Annotated in this window: 15 protein-coding genes; 11 read left to right on the top strand and 4 right to left on the bottom strand. The window is 58.1% G+C overall.

Features of this window, described 5'->3' with window-relative positions; translation table 11 throughout:
• Nucleotides 1–35 precede the first annotated feature (35 nt).
• A complete protein-coding gene (glmM, locus tag QEN43_RS00905) occupies nucleotides 36–1,376 on the bottom strand; it encodes a phosphoglucosamine mutase (protein WP_026610434.1) in 1,341 nt (446 codons plus the stop codon).
• 278 nt (nucleotides 1,377–1,654) lie between these two features.
• Nucleotides 1,655–3,577 (bottom strand): ATP-dependent zinc metalloprotease FtsH, encoded by a 1,923-nt coding sequence (ftsH, locus tag QEN43_RS00900; RefSeq protein WP_235726610.1) that lies wholly within the window; start codon nucleotides 3,575–3,577, stop codon nucleotides 1,655–1,657.
• A 627-nt stretch (nucleotides 3,578–4,204) separates the two neighbouring features.
• Between ftsH and QEN43_RS00895 the strand changes: the two genes are divergently transcribed.
• Complete coding sequence (locus QEN43_RS00895; RefSeq protein ID WP_317963620.1) at nucleotides 4,205–6,283, top strand: TonB-dependent receptor family protein; 2,079 nt, start codon at nucleotides 4,205–4,207, stop codon at nucleotides 6,281–6,283.
• A 326-nt stretch (nucleotides 6,284–6,609) separates the two neighbouring features.
• Entirely contained in the window at nucleotides 6,610–7,824 is a 1,215-nt protein-coding gene (locus QEN43_RS00890) for a cytochrome P450 (RefSeq protein ID WP_317963619.1), read from the top strand.
• Here QEN43_RS00890 and QEN43_RS00885 read toward each other — a convergent pair.
• Nucleotides 7,739–8,866 carry a fatty acid desaturase gene (locus QEN43_RS00885; protein WP_317963618.1) on the bottom strand — a complete coding sequence of 376 codons (1,128 nt, stop codon included), beginning with the start codon at nucleotides 8,864–8,866 and terminating at the stop codon, nucleotides 7,739–7,741. The two genes, QEN43_RS00890 and QEN43_RS00885, sit on opposite strands and share 86 nt — an antisense overlap.
• A gap of 18 nt (nucleotides 8,867–8,884) precedes the next feature.
• On the opposite strand from QEN43_RS00885, the gene QEN43_RS00880 reads away from it, so the two are divergent.
• The 4 genes from QEN43_RS00880 to QEN43_RS00865 are packed head-to-tail and all read left to right on the top strand — an operon-like array spanning nucleotide 8,885 to nucleotide 13,139.
• Nucleotides 8,885–10,645: a carbamoyltransferase family protein gene (locus QEN43_RS00880; RefSeq protein ID WP_026610431.1), complete on the top strand. Its 1,761-nt coding sequence runs from the start codon at nucleotides 8,885–8,887 to the stop codon at nucleotides 10,643–10,645.
• A complete protein-coding gene (locus QEN43_RS00875; protein WP_317963617.1) occupies nucleotides 10,645–12,759 on the top strand; it encodes an iron-containing redox enzyme family protein in 2,115 nt (704 codons plus the stop codon). The genes QEN43_RS00880 and QEN43_RS00875 overlap by 1 nt, the downstream gene beginning before the upstream one ends.
• 24 nt (nucleotides 12,760–12,783) lie before the next feature.
• A complete protein-coding gene (locus tag QEN43_RS00870; protein WP_026610430.1) occupies nucleotides 12,784–12,990 on the top strand; it encodes an ABC transporter permease in 207 nt (68 codons plus the stop codon).
• A 20-nt stretch (nucleotides 12,991–13,010) separates the two neighbouring features.
• Nucleotides 13,011–13,139, top strand: a complete 129-nt coding sequence (locus QEN43_RS00865; RefSeq protein ID WP_268870491.1) for a hypothetical protein — start codon at nucleotides 13,011–13,013, stop codon at nucleotides 13,137–13,139.
• An 11-nt stretch (nucleotides 13,140–13,150) separates the two neighbouring features.
• Here QEN43_RS00865 and QEN43_RS00860 read toward each other — a convergent pair whose 3' ends face one another.
• Complete coding sequence (locus QEN43_RS00860) at nucleotides 13,151–13,759, bottom strand: dihydrofolate reductase family protein (RefSeq protein WP_026610429.1); 609 nt, start codon at nucleotides 13,757–13,759, stop codon at nucleotides 13,151–13,153.
• A gap of 604 nt (nucleotides 13,760–14,363) precedes the next feature.
• Between QEN43_RS00860 and QEN43_RS00855 the strand changes: the two genes are divergently transcribed.
• The 5 genes from QEN43_RS00855 to QEN43_RS00835 are packed head-to-tail and all read left to right on the top strand — an operon-like array spanning nucleotide 14,364 to nucleotide 18,920.
• Nucleotides 14,364–15,419, top strand: a complete 1,056-nt coding sequence (locus QEN43_RS00855; protein WP_084162063.1) for an LLM class flavin-dependent oxidoreductase — start codon at nucleotides 14,364–14,366, stop codon at nucleotides 15,417–15,419.
• A gap of 5 nt (nucleotides 15,420–15,424) precedes the next feature.
• Complete coding sequence (locus tag QEN43_RS00850; protein WP_317963616.1) at nucleotides 15,425–17,029, top strand: amino acid adenylation domain-containing protein; 1,605 nt, start codon at nucleotides 15,425–15,427, stop codon at nucleotides 17,027–17,029.
• Nucleotides 17,007–17,540, top strand: a complete 534-nt coding sequence (locus tag QEN43_RS00845) for a GNAT family N-acetyltransferase (RefSeq protein ID WP_317963615.1) — start codon at nucleotides 17,007–17,009, stop codon at nucleotides 17,538–17,540. The genes QEN43_RS00850 and QEN43_RS00845 overlap by 23 nt, the downstream gene beginning before the upstream one ends.
• Nucleotides 17,516–17,785, top strand: coding sequence for a phosphopantetheine-binding protein (locus QEN43_RS00840; protein ID WP_036268872.1), 270 nt, complete (start codon nucleotides 17,516–17,518; stop codon nucleotides 17,783–17,785). Before QEN43_RS00845 ends, QEN43_RS00840 begins: the two co-directional genes overlap by 25 nt.
• Entirely contained in the window at nucleotides 17,775–18,920 is a 1,146-nt protein-coding gene (locus QEN43_RS00835; protein ID WP_026610426.1) for a GNAT family N-acetyltransferase, read from the top strand. Before QEN43_RS00840 ends, QEN43_RS00835 begins: the two co-directional genes overlap by 11 nt.
• Nucleotides 18,921–19,088: the final 168 nt, after the last annotated feature.

Raw genomic sequence — 19,088 nt, 5'->3', positions numbered from 1 at the left:
GATCGCAATTCGAAGGACTCGCCCCAAAAGTCTCTTTAATTCAGGGCTGAAGAGACGGCATTCGCTAGGCGATCTGCCGCTGCACGAACGATGTCTGCGTCCTGCCCCTCCACCATTACCCTTATCAAGGGCTCTGTTCCGGAAGCTCTAAGGAGAACGCGCCCCTTGTTGCCAAGTTCACGCTGAATTTCGCTTTTCAGCGCCTGCACATCTTCTAACTCGTCCAAGTTAACCCTCTCCCGTACCTTGACATTCACCAAACACTGAGGGTATTTCGTCATACCACTCTTCAATTCGTTCAGTGACTTTCCCGTTTCGTGCATTGCCGCCATCACCTGCAGTGCAGAAACAATACCATCGCCAGTCGTGATCCGGTCACGGCATATGATATGTCCTGAGCTCTCGCCTCCCAGCACGCTGTCATGCTGCAGCATCATTTCCATCACGTAGCGATCGCCTACCGCAGCGCGCTTGAACTCCACGCCCAATGCTTCCAAGGCATGTTCCAGCCCTAGATTGCTCATCAGGGTGCCGATCACAGGACCTCGCAATCCGCCACTTTCCAAGCGTGATTTGGCAATGATGTAAACGAGCTCATCGCCATCGACGATTTCCCCCTTGTGGTCGACCATAATCAAGCGATCACCATCGCCGTCCAAGGCAATCCCAAAATCAGCGCCTTCTTCTAGAACCGCTTGAGCGAGCCGCTCGGGTTTAGTCGCGCCGACACCTTCGTTAATGTTCAGACCGTTGGGCTGAACACCTATAGCCGCAACACTCGCACCGACCTCCTCGAAGACATGCGGCGCAATGTGATAGGTCGAGCCATGCGCACAATCGACAACGATTTTGACTCCGTTAAATTCCATACGGGACGGGATGGTACTCTTGCAAAACTCGATGTAACGCCCTACCGCATCACCGATGCGAGCGGCCTTACCGATCTGCGAAGAATCCACCGTCGTCATCGGCTTATCGATATACTCTTCGATCTGGCACTCCACTTCATCGGGAAGCTTCATCCCATCCGGTCCGAAGAATTTGATTCCATTGTCATAATGCGGATTATGCGACGCGCTGATCACGATGCCTGCCTGAGCCCGAAAGGTCCGCGTCAGATATGCAATCGCTGGGGTCGGCATAGGACCGAGCAACTGCGTATTGATCCCCGCCGCCGACAAACCAGCCTCCAGCGCAGACTCGAACATGTATCCCGAAATTCTGGTGTCCTTTCCAATCAGAACATTGGAAGGGTGGCGATCTAACGAAAATACGCGCCCAGCCGCCCACCCCAGCTTCAGCATAAAATCCGCCGTAATTGGATATTCCCCTACCCTGCCGCGAATTCCGTCTGTGCCAAAGTATGATTTTTTCATTCTGTGTCCTTCAACTGATTCAATGAGTTGGTTTCGACGCCGCAAGCGCTAGTCTACTCCGTCGAGTCGACTCGAACAGGTTAATACAATACCTTATCCTTGCAGGAAGCATGGAGATTACGCAATTCCATTGATCATCCCTGCCCCCGCTCCCATCCCCATCTAGGCGCCTGTCGAACCGGAATATGCGGATTCACTCGCTAGTACACGGTTCCCTCAAAAAGCAAAACCCCCGCATCCAGGACGATGCCGAGGGTCTCGTCTAGGCGAAAGAGAAATCAGTGCTGTTCCGCCGCCTTACCGATTCCGCCAGCTCCTTTTGCTTTCGGGGTCTCTTTAGACCCCATACCTGCAGGGGCAGCGGCACCATCGCTTGGAGGCGTTTCACTCCAGCTCTGCGGCGGACGAGGAACCTTCCCTTCCATGATGTCGTCGATTTGGAAGCGGTCTATTGTCTCGTACTTGATCAAAGCTTCCGCCATCAGATGTAACTTGTCCATGTTCTCTCGCAATAAACGCTCCGCACGCTCGTAGTTGCGATCAATCACGGAGCGAATTTCTTCATCGATCAAGTGTGCGGTTTCCTCGGACACCATCTTGTGCTTCGTGACTGAGCGCCCTAAGAAAACCTCTCCTTCCTCCTCGCTATAGGCCAGTGGCCCTAGGCGTTCGGAGAGTCCCCAGCGAGTCACCATGTTACGCGCCAGATTGGTCGCCCGCTCGATATCGTTCTGAGCACCGGTCGTCACTCTTTCCTTACCGAAAATCAGCTCTTCCGCAATACGCCCGCCGAACAAGCTGGAAATCTGACTCTCCAGCTTCTGCTTGCTTGCGCTGTACTGATCGCGCTCCGGCAGGAACATAGTAATTCCCAATGCCCGCCCGCGGGGCATGATGCTGACCTTGTACACCGGATCATGCTCGGGAACCAGACGGCCGACGATAGCATGGCCCGCTTCATGATAAGCCGTGAGCCGCTTTTCTTCGTCGGTCATCACCATGGACTTGCGCTCCACGCCCATGAGGATCTTGTCCTTGGCTTTCTCGAAGTCCTCCATGTCAACGCAGCGCTTGTTCTTGCGAGCGGCAAACAAAGCCGCCTCGTTGACGAGGTTAGCCAAATCGGCACCCGAGAACCCGGGTGTTCCGCGTGCCAGATACTCGATTTCCACATTGTCTGCGACCGGCACCCGCTTCATGTGGACCTTCAAGATCTGCTCGCGGCCACGCACGTCGGGAAGCCCGACTACGACTTGACGGTCGAAGCGTCCCGGACGCAGCAGCGCCGGATCCAGAACGTCGGGACGGTTGGTTGCCGCGATGACGATGATGCCCTCGTTTCCTTCAAAACCGTCCATTTCGACGAGCAATTGGTTGAGCGTCTGTTCGCGCTCGTCATGACCGCCACCCAGGCCGGCACCACGATGACGACCTACCGCATCGATCTCGTCGATGAAGATGATGCACGGCGCGTTTTTCTTCGCGGTCTCGAACATGTCACGTACGCGTGAAGCACCCACGCCTACGAACATTTCGACGAAGTCCGAACCGGAGATAGAAAAGAACGGCACTTTAGCCTCACCGGCGATCGCGCGAGCCAGCAGGGTCTTACCAGTACCCGGCGGGCCCACCATCAGCGCACCGCGCGGAATCTTGCCGCCCAGTTTTTGAAACTTGCTCGGATCCTTGAGAAAGTCGACCATTTCCTGAACGTCTTCTTTGGCCTCCTCTACGCCCGCGACGTCGGCAAACGTCACCTTGACCTGATCTTCCTCGATAAGCCGAGCCCGGCTTTTCCCGAAGGACATGGCCCCCCGTCCACCGGTACCGCCTTGCATCTGCCGCATGAAGAAAATCCAAACAGCGATCAGCAGCAGCATCGGGAACCACGAAATGAAGATCTGCATCAGCAACGACTGGGATTCCGGCGGCTGAGCTTTGATCTCGACGTGGTTCTTCAGCAAATCATCGACCAGGTGGTCGTCACCCGGACTGTAAGTCGTAAACTTTTCGCCGGTTCCGAGCATGCCTCGGATCATTTGGCCGTCGATAGTCACCTGCTTGACTTGTCCTTCGTTCACCGCCGAGATGAACTGCGAATAGGACATGGTCGAATCAACCGACTTTCGGGAGCCAAAATTATTGAAAACCGACATCAAAACGACGGCGATGACCACCCACAGGATTATGTTCTTCAACATGTCATTCACGGCCTAACTTCCTCGTCGGATAAATCCGACCACTTTTTGAAATAGTCTACAAATACTATCAGGATATCGCCCAGTGTAAATGGTTCCGTCAACGGGCGAGAAGAGTGATATAGAAGCCTTCATCTGCCTCCCTCTTGTCGTCTTTTCGACTGAAAACAGTGAAGAAGGTTCATTTTCGGGTAGGCCGCACCTTGGAGCCCGGCATCGAGAGCACTTCCTGGCGAGGAATAATCGCCGGGCGATCGCAGGAACGGACCGAAGAACGACGACCGAATGCGGCAAATACCCCACACCGCAGGACTCTTTCGGTTAACTTTCTTTCGAGCGGATGAGGCGCTCTTTCGAGCGGATGAGGCGCTGCCTCTGCGCTTCCAAAAAGTCCAATAAAAACAATCATGAAACACCAACGCTGGTAACTGCTCCCGAATCCGACCCGACCCACACGAAGTCAACCATACGTGTGTCATCTGCCGCACCTCTGCATTGATATTGCGTGCTTTCACACATCGCGTTCGACTTTCCCTCTAGCTACGCGCCGGTCTCGGGCAGAAGATGGATTGGCTCGATTAATGCTTGTAATCACAGCCATCTACAAAAACTTGAAAACAACAAGCCAAAATGAACAAGCATTGCTTAAAAACAGCAATCGCACTCTTGTGCAGCGGAACGACTTTTGGGGGAAAAACATGGGCCGATCATGACACCAAGCCCATCGAATTGCCGACTCTGACCGTAACCGGTGAAGCCGTCATGCCACAGGCCTTGACGGTACCCAATATCGAAACCGCACGTGAGCAGATCAACCGAGTTCCGGGCGGCGTCGATATCATCGACGCGGAAAGTTATGAAAAAGGCCGCGCCGCCAATCTCAAGGATGTTCTCGACTACTCTCCGGGCGTGTACGTACAGCCGAGATTCGGCGCCGAAGAGTCGCGCATCTCGATCCGCGGTTCGGGCCTTCAACGCACGTTTCACGGCCGCGGCATCAAGCTCCTTCAGGACGGCGTTCCTTTGAATCTCGCCGACGGCGGGTTCGACATGCAAGCGGTCGAACCTCTGTCCGCAGAATACGTGGAAGTCTATCGTGGCGCCAACGCGCTCATGTACGGCTCGACCACCCTGGGCGGAGCGATCAATTTCGTGAGCCGGACCGGATATACCGCTTCCCCGCTCCAGCTACGCTTCGAGTCCGGTAGTTTCGATACCTATCGCGCTCAAGTGAGCTCCGGGCAAGTGCTCGGCAATGCCGATTACTACATCTCTGGAACCTTCTTTTCCACCAACGGTTTTCGCCAGTGGAGCGAACAGGAGAACGAGCGGATTTTCGCCAATTTCGGTTATCGCTTCAGCGAAAACCTGGAAACCCGGTTCTACGTAACGTATGTCAATACCCAATCCAATCTGCCGGGAAGCTTGACCAAGGCGCAGTTGGAAGAAGATCCGACCCAGGCCAATCCCGGCAGCCTGAGAGGCCAGCAAAAACGCGATTTTCGGCTGTTGCGGCTCGGTAATACCACCACCTGGCGCTGGGACGACAAGCAGCGCATCGACATCAGCAGCTTCTGGTCGTACAAGGATCTTTTCCACCCCATTTTTCAGGTCCTCGACCAGGTTTCCGATGATTTCGGCGTAAACATCCGTTACACCAACGAACACGAGTTGTTCGGTCACAAGAATATTTTCATCCTGGGTCTATATCCGACCGGCGGCCGAACCCATGACGACCGTTTCGCCAACGTTGGCGGCCACCGCGGCGCGAGAACGGCCAAGAGCACGCAAGACGCCATCAACATCGATTTCTACGGCGAAAACCAACACTATTTCTTGCACCAATTGGCCGTGGTCACTGGCCTTCAACTGTCCTACGCTAAGCGTGAATATACCGATCGCTTCCTGAGCAATGGCGATCAAAGCGACCATCAGGATTTCTTCGGGGTCAGCCCGAAAATCGGCGCACGCTGGGAATTTACCGCCAATAGCCAAGCGTATGTGAACTTCAGCCGCAGCTTCGAGCCGCCGTCATTCGGCGAACTTACTCTTACGAGCACCAACGTTCCTCTCCAACTGACCGCGCAGCGGGGCAGCACGGTGGAAGTCGGCACGCGTGGCAGGGAAGGCTGGATCAACTGGGATCTGTCCTACTATCACGCTTGGATCGAGAATGAATTGCTGCAACTGCGTGATCCGACGGATCCGACCGGAACGGCCACGATCACCCGAAACGCCGACTCCACGACCATACACCAAGGCATCGAACTCGGTCTCGAAATTCGCCCGATCGATAATATCGTTCTGCGTCAGTCATACATGTGGAACGATTTCCGGTTCGACAACGATCCGACTTACGGCAACAATCGACTACCTGGCATTCCGGAACACTATTTGAGAGCGGAACTGCTCTATGAGCATCCATCGGGCTTTTATGCCGGCCCCAATGTCGAATGGTCTGCGACCCGTATCCCGGTCGACCTGGCCAACACACTGTCCGCCGACGCCTATGCGCTCATGGGCTTTCGCGCCGGCTATCGGACCAAACAAGGGTTTTCCGCCTACTTCGAAGCTAGGAACCTGACTGACGAAACCTATGCTGCAACCACCGGCGTTATCGCGAATGCCTCCGTACTCAGTAGTCCCGCGTCCCAGTTCTATCCCGGCGACGGACGAGCCTTCTACGGCGGCGTGGAATATCGATTCTAACCGGGCAAGAAGCGGCTGAAGGCCCTTTCACGAGCAAATCGGGCTTCGCGACCCAACGCGTTGGGTTGCGGGCCCTTTTTGCCGCCCGGCGGAGACTCGGGAAATCGGCCGGGCACGCTCCCCCTCTGCCACGGCCCGGGACGAGTTCCGACAAAACAGCGACGTACACGGATGTCGTTCCAGAAAGATGGGGAGCGGGGCAACCGGCGCCATCGACCCTCTTTATGGATTTGTCATGAATCGGGTATCTTCGTTCGATTCCGCACGCATTCCTAACGGGCAAATCGGTCACCGTGCTCAGTATCGATCTCAATTCACCAGCATTTTTGAGAACCCCTTATCCGTTTTACGCAGAACTGCGCAATGCGGCGCCGCTCCATCGGCTCATGCCCGGCGCTTGGCTCACAACCCGTTACGAGGATGCCGACCGCATCCTCCGTGATCCTCGCTTCGGCAAGGACTTTCTGGCCGGGGTCGCCCGCCGCTACGGAGCGGGCGCAGTTAAGGAACCCGCCTTTCAGATGGTGAATCGCTTCATGCTACTCATGAATCCACCCGAGCACACTCGCCTGCGTGCGCTCGTCGGCAAGGCTTTCAGTGTAAAACAGGCTCCCGAACTGCGCCGTCTGGCCCAGCGCGAAACCGACCGGCTGATCGACGAATTCATCGACCATGGCTGCGCAGACCTGGTAAGGATGTTCGCCTATCCGCTGCCCGTCCGGATCATCTGCGCGCTTCTCGATATCCCGCCTGAAGACGGTCTTCCCTATCTCGAAGATGCCCAGGCTCTTGTCAAGGTGTTCGAACTGAGTCCCATTGGACCGTCCGACATCGATGCTGCCAACCGGGCCGCGCAAGCGTTCGAGCGCCATTTCCGGAATATTTGCGACGAACGCCGCAAGAATCCCGGCCATGACCTGATTTCTCTTTTACTTCAAGCCGAGGAAGGCGAAGACCGGCTGAGCCGGGATGAAATTGTCGCCAACGTGGCCCTCCTGTTCCTCGCCGGGCACGAAACTACCGCCAACATGATCGGCAATGCACTCTTGACTCTGTTCCGACATCCCGAACAATTGGCATTGCTCCGAACCAATCTTTCGCTGCTGCCGCGAGCGGTAAACGAGTGCCTCCGTTACGAAACCTCGGTCCATATCGCTGCGCGCGTCGCCATGCAGGATGTCACCATCGGCACGGTAACGATCAAACGAGGCGAAACGGTCTACATCAACCTGGCGGCGGCCAATCGCGATCCAGCTGTGTTCGAACAGCCCGAGCGATTCCTGATCGAACGCCCGGAGCAAACGCAAAAGCCGCTGTCGTTCGGAGGCGGCATGCACTATTGCCTGGGCGCCCGCCTTGCGCGCATCGAGCTCGAAACGGCGTTGGCCGGTTTATTGCGCAGGCTGCCCGAGCTACAGCTCGAGGGTGTCGACGACCCACCGTGGAAACCCACTATCACCATCCGCGGGCTCGATCGTTTGCCGGCGTATTGGCAGACTGAACGATCGCGGGCCGATCCTCGCTCCGAACAGCCGCATTGATTTGCGACTCCATCCAAGATCGGTATTTCTCATTACGCCTCAGCACCATCACGGCCATTCCCCAATAACCGCACGGCATGGCCGGACCTTCGTCCAATGCCCGCAGCCGAGGATAAGGCACTCCAGGGCGGCGATGGTGATCGGCATGGCGCGTGAGACCCAGAAAAAGAAATAGGCTGATGACCGAATCGTTGCGCCAGGCGGTCAGGCGAGACAGGCCGGAGCCTTCGGTCAACCCGTAATGTTGAAAGTAGTTGACGGCCTCCAGGATGCGTACCGCGAGGTAGGCGCATCGTAGATACACCACCGCCGCTAAGAGGCCGAACAGCCATGTGTATACAACAAGCCATAGCGCTTCGACCGCAACTCCCGTGGCGGTAGCCTTTCGGTCCACACCCCAAGCGATCCGCCACTGGTGAATCGCCGTCCGCCGAAAAAAGTCTTCATAGCTCTCACCCGCGGCAGCTGTGGATGGATCCAGGGTACTCCCTAGCCGGGCATGGTGGGCCGTCTTGTGTGCGATCGCGAAATGATCGAAAAATACGGTAACGAGTAGAAACCGACCCAGCATCCTCTGCCAACGGCGATGTCTGTGGATGAACTCGTGCGCGGGACAAATGGCCGCACAGCAAAAATTGGTTCCGACCATGATTCGCACCGCCAGGAGGTTGCCGAGACTATCCATAACCTCTACTGGACCGGCCCACTTAAGCCGCGAGACGCAAAGGCCCAGAGCGAAAACGTTCAATGCCTGCAACGAAACGAGAACGTAAAGGATTCCGTCGAAAAACCAGGGGGGCGCGTCTGCCGGGACCAACCGCCTTTCGGAAGGACCGAAACAATCGACTAAGAATAGAGCGGCGAACGGTAGCGTCCAGGCAAGTGCCGGCAGCACCTGATGAGGACCAAAGGCGAAAAAGCCCAGCACGCAGCTCGGCATGACCAGACTGATGCCGAAACCACACCACCAAGGTGGCAAGAATTCCCGCAAACGAACCGCCCTCGAAATCCCTTCAGACCCGGTTGTCGTTAGAATGTCCATAGGCTTTCGGAATCGACGATGAAGAAACACGACTCCCGAACGTATTATGTCGGCCTCTGTGTAACCTATCACGACCCGGCGCTGTCCATCCTGAACGATAAGGGCGAGATCCTGTTCGCCGAGGCAACCGAGCGTCCTCTTCAATACAAGCGCGCCCTGAACTGCGAGCCGGACAACCTATACCTTATTCCGAAGCTATTGCGCGAGTACTGCGCTGATGCCGATGAGTTCGTTATCGCTTGCAACTGGCGCAAATCCCGGCCGATCTACGAGCGGCTTGCGAAGCGCCTCGGTTGGCTGTCACCCCGGGGCATCTTGCGCGGCAAAGGCCGTCGACTAACCACCTGGTTAGAAATGTATCAGATCCATCATATGTTGGCGTGCCAGCACCATGCTATGAGGCGGATCGGAATCAACCTGGCGCGGACACTGGGACATGATTTCCCTGGGGCGTCCGTCCGCTTCCGACATTACGACCATCACCTGACCCATGCCGCGCTGGCCTGTTATGGCAGCCCGTTCGACGAGGCCGTCTGCGCGGTCATTGATTCCTACGGCGAGGAGGGCTCGATGGCGTTCTTCACCTACCGCAACGGGGCCCTGAAACCGCTCTTCGAAGCGCATGGCCCGCTGAGCCTCGGATTTTACTATATGAAGCTCACCGAACTCTGCGGCTTTGACTGGATTGGCGGAGAGGAATGGAAAGTCATGGGGCTCGCTTCTTACGGGCGGATCGACGAGGAAATTTTGAGCTGGCTGCGCAGCTCGATGCGGGTCGAAGGCTTGCGAGTGGTTCCGGATTATGATCGATTTTTCGAATATCTCGACCGTCTAATGACCCGTAAGCGATCGAAGGATGATGCACCCGAGACCGCCGCCGACCTCGCCCATACCGGGCAGCATTTTTTCACCGAAACCGTCAACCAGCTGATCGCCAATCTCCATGAGGCCGTCCCATCCGATCATCTGGCTTTCGCCGGCGGGTGCGCGTTGAATTCAGTCTGCAACGGGCAACTGTTGACCCATACGCCGTTCCGGTCGCTTTATGTACCGCCGGCACCCGCCGATGATGGTACCGCTCTCGGCGCGGCGCTACTCGCCTTTCACGAAGACCATCCGGAACGCAGGATAGAACCCCGCTGCCTTTCGCCCTATCTTGGAAGTCGCATCAAGCCTGAGGCGGTCGAACGCTTGGCCCGATACGCACAACTGCCGGTTCGACACTTGCCGGGCGAAGCCGTGATCTCCGCTGCCGCCGATCTTCTCGCCCGGGGAAGAATCCTGGGCTGGATTCAAGGCCGCGCCGAATTCGGCCCACGTGCGTTGGGCAACCGTTCCATCCTGGCCGATCCCCGGCCGAAGGATATGGGCGAGCGCATCAACCGCGAGGTGAAATTCCGCGAACGTTTCCGACCCTACGCTCCGGTCATTCTGCACGAGTACGGTCTGGATTTCTTCGCGAACTACCAGGAGAGTCCCTACATGGACCGTACCCTGCGCTTCAAGCCAGCCGTGCGCGACCGAGTGCCCGCCGTGGTCCATGTCGACGGTACCGGACGCTTGCAGACACTCAAAGAGGATTGGAACCCGCGTTTTCATGCCTTGCTGTCCGAATTTCACCGGCGGTCGGGCGTCCCGGTGCTGCTCAACACCAGCTTCAACGTCATGGGCAAGCCCATCGTGCATAGCGTGGAAGACGCCGCCAGCGTGTTCCTCACCTCCGGTCTCGACGCCCTGGTCATCGGCGATCATTTATTTACCAAACCCGGCATCCAATAATGAGCACGCCGTCCGACATTCGTTCTCTTTGCCAGGTGCTGCTGAACGGTTCTCCTGGTCGAGAGACCTTGCAAGCCGCCGAGGATTTCGTGAAAGCGGCCCTCGGCGAGGCTCGGAAACAACGAGGCCCTCCTGAAGTCCGGCTCGAGGCTTGGCAGCCGGTAGGAACACCCGACCTTGCCGATCGGGGCGAGCGGCGAACCCTGCTCCTCGCGCTCAGTCCCGCCCTGCTGCTTGAAGGTGTGTGGCTGGCGCGCGTCTCCCAACCGGCCACGGGACATTTGTCCGCGCACGGCCATTTGTTCGCGATTTACTGCCGGATTGTCGGCCTGGAGGACGATTCACCGGCCTTGCCCCTGCATTTTCGGAATTTGCTGACCTGTTCGGGCATAAGTCTCCCGCCTCTTTACAGCCCAACTTTTTTCAACGACCGCCGTATTCCCAATTTCGCCCTGCACATGCCCTGCCTCCAGCTCGGCCTGATGCACAGGCCCCGTACCTTTTTTCCCGAACTGCTGGGCTATACCCTCGCTCATTGCTTCTTGGATCCGGCCTGGTGGGCTTCGCTGGCGAGAGAGGATGCAACGGCTTGGATGTCTGCACGGGAGCGATTTGCGAAAGACGTACGCCCGATGGCCTCGGCCGCGCTGGCGTCCTGTCTCAGGGAACGGTGCGATCCTGAACGGATCGGCGCCGGATGGCTTCTCTACCGCCACTCGCTTGAATCGCTTCTAGCCGGTGTCGCAGCCGTCCGGGCCCGGCACCCGACGGCCACCGAGATCATGGCCGATATCATTAGGACCAAGCGCCCGTACGCCGTGGGCTACCATCACCGGGTCATGCTGCAAGGGCAAAGCCTCGACCGGTGGCTCGCGCAAGCCGAGGACGATCCCGTTCCCCTGCTCGAAGCGCTAAGAAACTCGCCCTACACAGACCTCCGGTGTCCGGCGGCCAGCCGGCTGATCCGCGCCATGGACTTCGGCGGCCCGATGTTCGGCGTGTTCACCGCGGAAGAAAGGCAGGTGTGTCTCGGCTGGATCGAAAACCCTAGCGCCGAGGTCGAATCGCTCCGCGCGAATGGAGCGGTCCACCCACCCGTCAGCGATCGCGTCGCCAATTTACACCGGCCTAACTCGAACGGTCGCTCGGAAAAAAATATCTCTCGGACTACCGTCGACTATCGCAAGCTTTTCACCGCCCTACTCAATGCGGAGTCCGCCGAAGATTGCCCGCCAGAGGCCACGATAGCCGTGGAACGCATTCTTAGGCGCAGCCGCTGGTTGGAACGGTTGAAACCGCCTCCGCGTACCTTACGCCATTACGATCCGATAGCCTTTACCCAGTGGGTAGAGGGCCTTTACTGCCGGGAAGCGGGGCGTTATCGCCCTTCAAACGGCAATCCCCGAGTCGGTCGGGATTTTTGCGTCTGGGCGGCTCTACAACTCGCACCTTCCATCCTGGTGGACGGGTGCTGGCTGGCCGCTGTTCCGACGGCTTCCGAGAACCTCGGGGAGGTGGAACGGCATTTACTACAGATCTATGCTGACGAAGTGGGAAACGGCAACCCCGAACGGAATCACGCCAACGTCTATCGGCGACTGCTCCAAAGCTTGAGCTTGACGACCCCTGAGTTCGAAACCGAGGATTTCGCCCGCGATGCGAGGTTTATTGACGCTGCCTTTGAATTCCCGGTTTACATGCTCGCTATCGGGCTGCTAAAGGATCGCTATTTCCCGGAGCTCTTGGGTCTTAATCTGGCCATCGAGCTTAGCGGCCTCGGCGCCGGCTACATGGAGGCCGCGGATATTCTTGGCCATCACGGCATCGACCCCACGATCGTTCAACTCCACCAAACCATCGACAATCTCGCATGTGGCCACTCCGCCCGCGCGCGGGACGCGATCCTGCTTTACCTAGATCGGATAAGACAACAAGGCGACGTGACGGCCGTGCAAAACGCGTGGCGTAGAATTCGTTTGGGCCACGCATCTTTTGGCGCCGCCCTTCTGCCGCTGGCTGGGCGATTCATGCAGCGTTATCTCGCGGATCGATTGAAAACCGTGAATCCGATGTCTCGCACGGTGCGCAAAACCGAACCGTCGCCTAGCGATTGACGTCAGCGGGGGACGCCGTGGCAATTGGGGGCTGCAGGGCTGTTCGTGGCTTCGGCATCGTTCCTGGGCATACTCGCCGGCATTCTGGTGCCCAACCAGTTGAAGGCCACCGAAATCCTGACGGTCGTGGCGACGCCATGCTTGGTGCTGAGCGGCCATACCCGGCCGTTGAGCCAGATGCCCGAGGCCGTTCCCGGGCAGCAGACATCCTTCCGCCGGCGCATTTCCTGAGCGGCTATCGGACCCTACTGATGCAGAGCGGTACGTCGTCCGATAGCGTCAGACCGATCCTGCTGTCGGGAGTCTTGACCGCAGTGTTCAGCCTGCTGAGTTATGCGGCGCTGGCGTGGAAGCTGCGCCAACACGCTGCACAGGCCTAACCACGCGGGCGCTACCGGCGCTTACCGGCCGGTTCAGGGTTCGCCTCCACATTACCGATCCGCCGGTAGTGGCTGGCGATAACGCCCGTCGTGGTTACCTGGCTGTCGATCAATTCGAACGCCGTGGGCGAGGACTGATCATCGAACAACTTTTTGCCCTGACCCAGCAGTAGCGGGAAAACCTGGAGGTGCAATTCGTCCACCAGGTCGTGCCGCAGCAGCAACTGCACCAGTTTGCCGCTGCCCCAGACCTGTAGCGTCGGCCCATCCGATGCTTTCAGGCTGCGGATGTCATCCACGGTACGGATGAACGTAGTGTTCGCCCAATCGGATTGCCGGCGCGTATTTGACAGCACATATTTTTGGCCGGTATTGATGTTGGGCCAGTAGTCCGCATGATGCGGCCAATAAGGTTCCCAGATCTCGAAGGTATGGCGGCCCAACAAGTAGTCGGAGGACTGGTCCAATTTTTCCCTGACCAAGGCCGCACTGACCGCGTCGCCGTATGGCCTGGTCCAGCCGCCGAAGCGGAAGCCGCCGCTGTGATCCTCCTGCGGTGCGCCCATGCCTTGTATGATCCCATCCAAGGTGACCGATGAAATAACCGTGATCGTTCGCATACGTGATTTACTTGGATATCGAGGTTACCATCCCGTTGGGGGCATGGTGACCGTTTGGTGTTTTGAGCCGTTGATGACCTGAAACCGGTAATTCCCCGCATCGTCGGGGTCCCTGCGTTCGCGGTGCCGATGATTTTACGGACGTTCAGCGGGATGACGAGTACGCTGTCCGGAACGGTCCGACCGCGGATATCGTCGACAGTCAGTACCAGGCGGATGCCCATCGGAAACGACTCCTGGATCAGCCCGTCCCAAACAAACCGGTACGCACGGGTGTCGCCGGGTCCGCTTACCGTAATGTGGAGGGTGTCGATTCTCCGCGAGACATACAGGGTGTCGAACGCGTGCCCGCCATCCCGGTTTTCGGTCATGTCCCGGAACATAGGTAAACGTACGAATGGGCGAATCGGACCGTCAGGCGTTTATATGAATATGCCGCTTGGGCAACGATTCGAATGCTCTTTCCGAGATTCATGGATACCGAATCGAGAAAGCGCGTAATTCGGTCGATCTGATTGCCCGGCCGATAACAACTATAGCCGCCCCGTGCGTACCGGGCGGACTTTAACCAACGATCCGAAACGACAAGTCCAAGGAAGGCCTTATGTCGCAGCTTCAAAGTACCAGCGCACCTGCTGATTTCTATGGAAAAACTCGCATCGGTCTCGATGCGATAGATGTTTTTTCGACCTGTCCTCAATCCACCGCCGGTGATCCGAAGACCTACCGGCAGCGCGTCGTGGAGGTAGCGCGCTGGAGCGAGCGCATCGGATGTCGCGGTATTCTGGTGTACACCGACAATTCTCTGGCCGACCCGTGGCTGGTGAGCCAATTGATCCTGGAACACACCGCCACGCTTTCTCCTCTGGTCGCCGTCCAGCCGATTTACATGCACCCTTACACGGCTGCAAAGAAAGTTGCGACGCTGGGCTTTCTCTATGGGCGACGCATCTATTTGAACATGCTGGCCGGCGGCTTTCGCAATGACTTGGTGGCTTTAGGCGACGATACGCCTCATGACGAACGCTATGCCCGTACGACCGAGTACACGCTCATCATCCGGAAATTGCTGAAAAGTCCGTCGGGCGTGAGCTTCGAAGGAAAGTTTTACCATATCCACAATCTCAAGATGTCTCCGCAGCTGCCGCCTTCGCTGCAGCCGGGCATCCTGATATCGGGCTCCTCGGACGCTGGCATGGCGGCGGCTCGGGCCATAGACGCCACTGCGATCAAGTATCCCTTGCCTCCGAATGAAGAGCGCGGCGTAGAAAAAGGCGCGGGGGTACCCTGCGGCGTTCGCGTGGGCATCGTGGCGCGCCACTCGGCCGAGGAGGCCTGGCGGGTTGCCCTCGAGCGTTTTCCCGAAACCCGCGAAGGACAACTGGCCCACCAACTGGCCATGAAAGTGTCCGATTCAGAATGGCACAAACAACTTTCGTCGCATAGCCCCGCCGTGGACTACGATCATCCTTATTGGCTCGGGCCTTTTCACAATTACCGAACGTTTTGCCCTTACCTAGTAGGAAGCTACGAACGCGTGGCCCGGGAAATCGCCGGCTATATCGGACTCGGCTATCGCACGTTCATCCTCGATATTCCCCCCAGTGAGGAGGAACTGGAGCATACCGCAGTCGTTTTTCGGGAAGCTTTGGCAGGGTAAGCGCTGTGCCTAAGCTGCTGCAAGATTACGCGTCGCGACAGGCCGAACTGCGCCCTAACGCCGTCGCCGTGACTCTTGGGCGTTCCTCCCTAACCTATGGAGAGCTTGAAACAACCAGTTCGCAATTGGCTTGGCGATTGCGCGAAGCCGGCTGCCGCCGCGGCGACCGCATCTGCCTGTTAATACCCAAGTCGCCCGCAGCCATAGTCGCCATGCTCGGGGTGATCAAGGCGGATGCGGCCTACATCCCGGTCGACCTGGCCAGTCCTCCCGCACGCCTGGCCCCAATGATCCGGATCTCCGAGCCTTGGGGTGCGCTGGTCTCGGCCGACACGGTCATGCTTCTGGATGACATCCTGAAGGAGATCGGCGAGCACTCCTTGAAGATCGGCTCGATCGAGCGATGCCGACTGGAGGGTCGGCTATTCGCCAGTTGTTTCGATATGAGTGAGGTAGATACCTATCCCTCGGATCCGCCTGAGTACGAAAACACCGCGGACGATATCGCCCACATTCTGTTCACCTCCGGGTCTACCGGCGTCCCCAAGGGAGTGCCCATCACTCACCGTAACGTGATCGCCTTCGTAGAATGGGCACGGAACTATTTCAGGCTCGAACCCGGCGACCGGATCTCGGGGCATACAGCCCTGCATTTCGATCTCTCTACGTTCGACGTTTACGGCACGCTCTCCGCGGGCGCCGAACTGCACATGGTCCCGCCGCAGCTCAACTTGTTACCGCACGGGCTCGCCGAGTTCATTCGCTCGAATGGATTGACCCAGTGGTTCTCGGTGCCTTCGGTATTGAACTTCATGGCCAAGCACGACGTCGTGATGCAGAACGACTTCCCTACGCTCAAGCGGATGCTCTGGTGCGGCGAGGTCTTGCCTACGCCTACCCTGATCCATTTCATGCAGCGACTGCCCCATGTCCGTTTCACCAATCTTTACGGACCGACCGAGGCAACGATCGCGAGCAGTTACTACACCGTGCCCGAATGTCCACGGGACGCTTTGACCCCCATTCCGATCGGCACCGCCTGCGCCGGCGAAGAGCTGCTGGTCCTGGACGCCCATCTGAACGAAGTCCCACCCGGCGAGATCGGCGATCTATATATCCGCGGGGCGGGCCTGAGTCCCGGCTACTGGAAAGATCCTGAGAAAACAGCGGCGGCCTTTCTACCCTATCCTGGCGCATCCAACCCCAAAGATCGCATTTACAAGACCGGCGATCTCGCGAGACGTGGCGAGGACGGCCTCATTTACTTCGTCGGACGCGCCGACACCCAGATCAAGAGCCGCGGCTACCGTATCGATCTCGGAGAAGTCGAAGCGGCCTTCCATTCGCTCGAATGCCTCGAAGAATGCGCCGTGGTGGCCTTGCCCACCGACGGCTTCGAGGGCAACACCATCTGCTGCGCCTATGTGCCGCGCCAGGGTCAGAGCGTGTCACCGCCCTACTTGCGGCGACAGGCATCCCGGCTGCTACCCAGCTACGCCTTGCCGACGCGTTGGCTGGCGATGGAGCGACTCCCGAAGAACGCCAACGGAAAGATCGACCGACCTCTCTTGCGGAATCTGTTTCGGCATGACACTTCTGCGGAAACTTGACGACGATTGGCTGACAACCGCCGCCGAATGGCTCGCCGCCGAGGAAAACTACCGTTGGCTCGATTTCGGCGGCGACACACAGATCCTGACGCCGCTCTTACTGAAAGTGATGGCCCAGCGGGACACCCACTATTTGCGCCTTTTCGCTCCTCGAGAGAATGCGCGGCCCATCGGTCTGGTCGGGTTGAGCGACATCTCGCCTTGGTTCAAGACCGCCACGCTCTGGTACGTCCTCGGCGACAAGACCTATTTGGCTCGCGGCCACACCACTCGGGCGGTACTCGAACTCCTGGACCACGGCTTCGGCCGCTTGGGACTGCAAGCGATTACCGCCTGGGCCGTGGAGATCAATGTCGCGTCCATTCGGGTTTTGGAAAAGGTCGGATTCAGACCGATCGGACGCCGGCGTTGCTGCCATCGGTTGGGCGATCGATATCTGGATCGCCTGTTATTCGATTTATTGGCCCATGAACACCGGAGTACAGCATGCCTCAAAGCATCCAACCGCTGACCCAAACAGTCACTCGAATCCTTTTCGATCGTCTCAATATCGAAATCTCCGAACCCGATGCCGATCTCGTGGATAGCGGACTGCTCGATTCTCTGCTGCTCGTCAATCTGATCGCTCAATTGGAGCGGGAGTTCGGTATCTCGGTATCGCTCGACGATTTGGATCTGAACCTGGAAAAGTTTCGCTCGGTGAACCGAATCGCCGCTTATATCGAAAGCCAGCGAAATCTCGTCGATGTCGCTTGAGCTGGCACGCGTCAGAACGCTCCGCCGCCAGGGCATTCGCCCGCTCACGCCCGATGACGTCGACGCTGCGGCGGCGGTGCTTCAACAGGTCTTCCGTACCGATTGCCCCACCGAACCGGGCCGACTCGCCGATTACATTCGCCGTTTGTGTCTGGAAACGCCCGGCTACGATCCCGAAATACCATCGCTGGTCTACGAAGATGCCGAGGGTCGAGTTGCCGGCTTTCTGAGAGTGAGTGTACAGCGCATGACGTTCGACGGCCGGCCGATGCGGATGGCCTGCAGCGGACCGTTCGCCACCCTGCCGGAAGCTCGGGCCAAAGGCGCCGGAGTATTTCTGCTTCGGCACTTCCTTAACGGTCCCCAGGACCTATCGATTACCGATGGCGCGAACGAGCAGGGGCGTTTCCTATGGGAGCGGCTCGGTGGACAAACCGTACACGTGCACTGCCTAGGCTGGATACACCTGCTCCGGCCCGCGACATTTGCCAGCGAATACATCGCCCGGAAGTATCCCGGTTTCCGGAAGCTCATGACCATCTGCCAACCGCTGTCGATACTCCTCGACCGCGCGTTAGGGGCTCTAGTAAAAAAAAGGCGGCCACGTTCGGCACGGCCCCCAGTACGTCTAATTGAGGAAGATCTCGCTCCGAAAGCGATGGCTTCGGCTTGGCCTCAACTTTCGACACGCTGGCGTCTTCGCCCCGATTACGACGAAACCTATCTAGCTTGGCTTTTGGACGAGATGTCGCGCGTCGTCTCGCGCGGATCGCTGATTGGGCGGCAGATCCGCACCGAGGGCGGCAAGCTGGTAGGCTGGTACCTTTATTATCTTTCGCCTCACCGCGTTGCCGAGGTGATGCAGATTGCCGCAAGCGAAAATCACGAAACCCACGTACTCGAGTACCTTTTCGCCGACGCCGAACGTCGCGGCGCAGGCGCGGTCATGGGCCGGCTGGAGCCCTGGCTTATCCAGCCGCTCTACTGCAACCGGTGCCACGGCTATTATCGAGCGTCCACACTGGCCCTGTTGAACGCTCGCCGGAGCGAGCTGGCCGCCGCCGTCCATGCCGGTCAAGCGTTCCTAACGCGGGCGGATGGCGAATGGTGGACGGGATTTCGCGAACAATTGTGATTCAGGCTGCCTTTCTAATCGGGCCCGTAAATACCTCTCCGGTGTTTACGGGCCACTGCCCAGCCTGAAGATACCTGGCCTAGGGTCACGCGGCTTGCCGCCGCGCCGGGGCGTCCCTGTCCCAGATTGACCTGGCCGATATTTCTTAGTCCAGGTATAAAGGCAGGT

The organism is Methylocaldum szegediense, assembly GCF_949769195.1.
GTDB classification, from domain to species: Bacteria; Pseudomonadota; Gammaproteobacteria; order Methylococcales; family Methylococcaceae; genus Methylocaldum; species Methylocaldum szegediense.
This window is presented reverse-complemented; position numbering and strand designations above follow the sequence as displayed.

Bases quoted from the DNA above. Each gene is read 5' to 3' on its own strand.
- glmM (WP_026610434.1), bottom strand. From the start codon at position 1,376: ATGAAAAAATCATACTTTGGCACAGACGGAATTCGCGGCAGGGTAGGG.
- ftsH (WP_235726610.1), bottom strand. From the start codon at position 3,577: ATGTTGAAGAACATAATCCTGTGGGTGGTCATCGCCGTCGTTTTGATG.
- QEN43_RS00895 (WP_317963620.1), top strand. From the start codon at position 4,205: ATGAACAAGCATTGCTTAAAAACAGCAATCGCACTCTTGTGCAGCGGA.
- QEN43_RS00885 (WP_317963618.1), bottom strand. From the start codon at position 8,866: ATGGACATTCTAACGACAACCGGGTCTGAAGGGATTTCGAGGGCGGTT.
- QEN43_RS00880 (WP_026610431.1), top strand. From the start codon at position 8,885: ATGAAGAAACACGACTCCCGAACGTATTATGTCGGCCTCTGTGTAACC.
- QEN43_RS00875 (WP_317963617.1), top strand. From the start codon at position 10,645: ATGAGCACGCCGTCCGACATTCGTTCTCTTTGCCAGGTGCTGCTGAAC.
- QEN43_RS00865 (WP_268870491.1), top strand. From the start codon at position 13,011: ATGCAGAGCGGTACGTCGTCCGATAGCGTCAGACCGATCCTGCTGTCG.
- QEN43_RS00860 (WP_026610429.1), bottom strand. From the start codon at position 13,759: ATGCGAACGATCACGGTTATTTCATCGGTCACCTTGGATGGGATCATA.
- QEN43_RS00855 (WP_084162063.1), top strand. From the start codon at position 14,364: ATGTCGCAGCTTCAAAGTACCAGCGCACCTGCTGATTTCTATGGAAAA.
- QEN43_RS00845 (WP_317963615.1), top strand. From the start codon at position 17,007: ATGACACTTCTGCGGAAACTTGACGACGATTGGCTGACAACCGCCGCC.
- QEN43_RS00840 (WP_036268872.1), top strand. From the start codon at position 17,516: ATGCCTCAAAGCATCCAACCGCTGACCCAAACAGTCACTCGAATCCTT.
- QEN43_RS00835 (WP_026610426.1), top strand. From the start codon at position 17,775: ATGTCGCTTGAGCTGGCACGCGTCAGAACGCTCCGCCGCCAGGGCATT.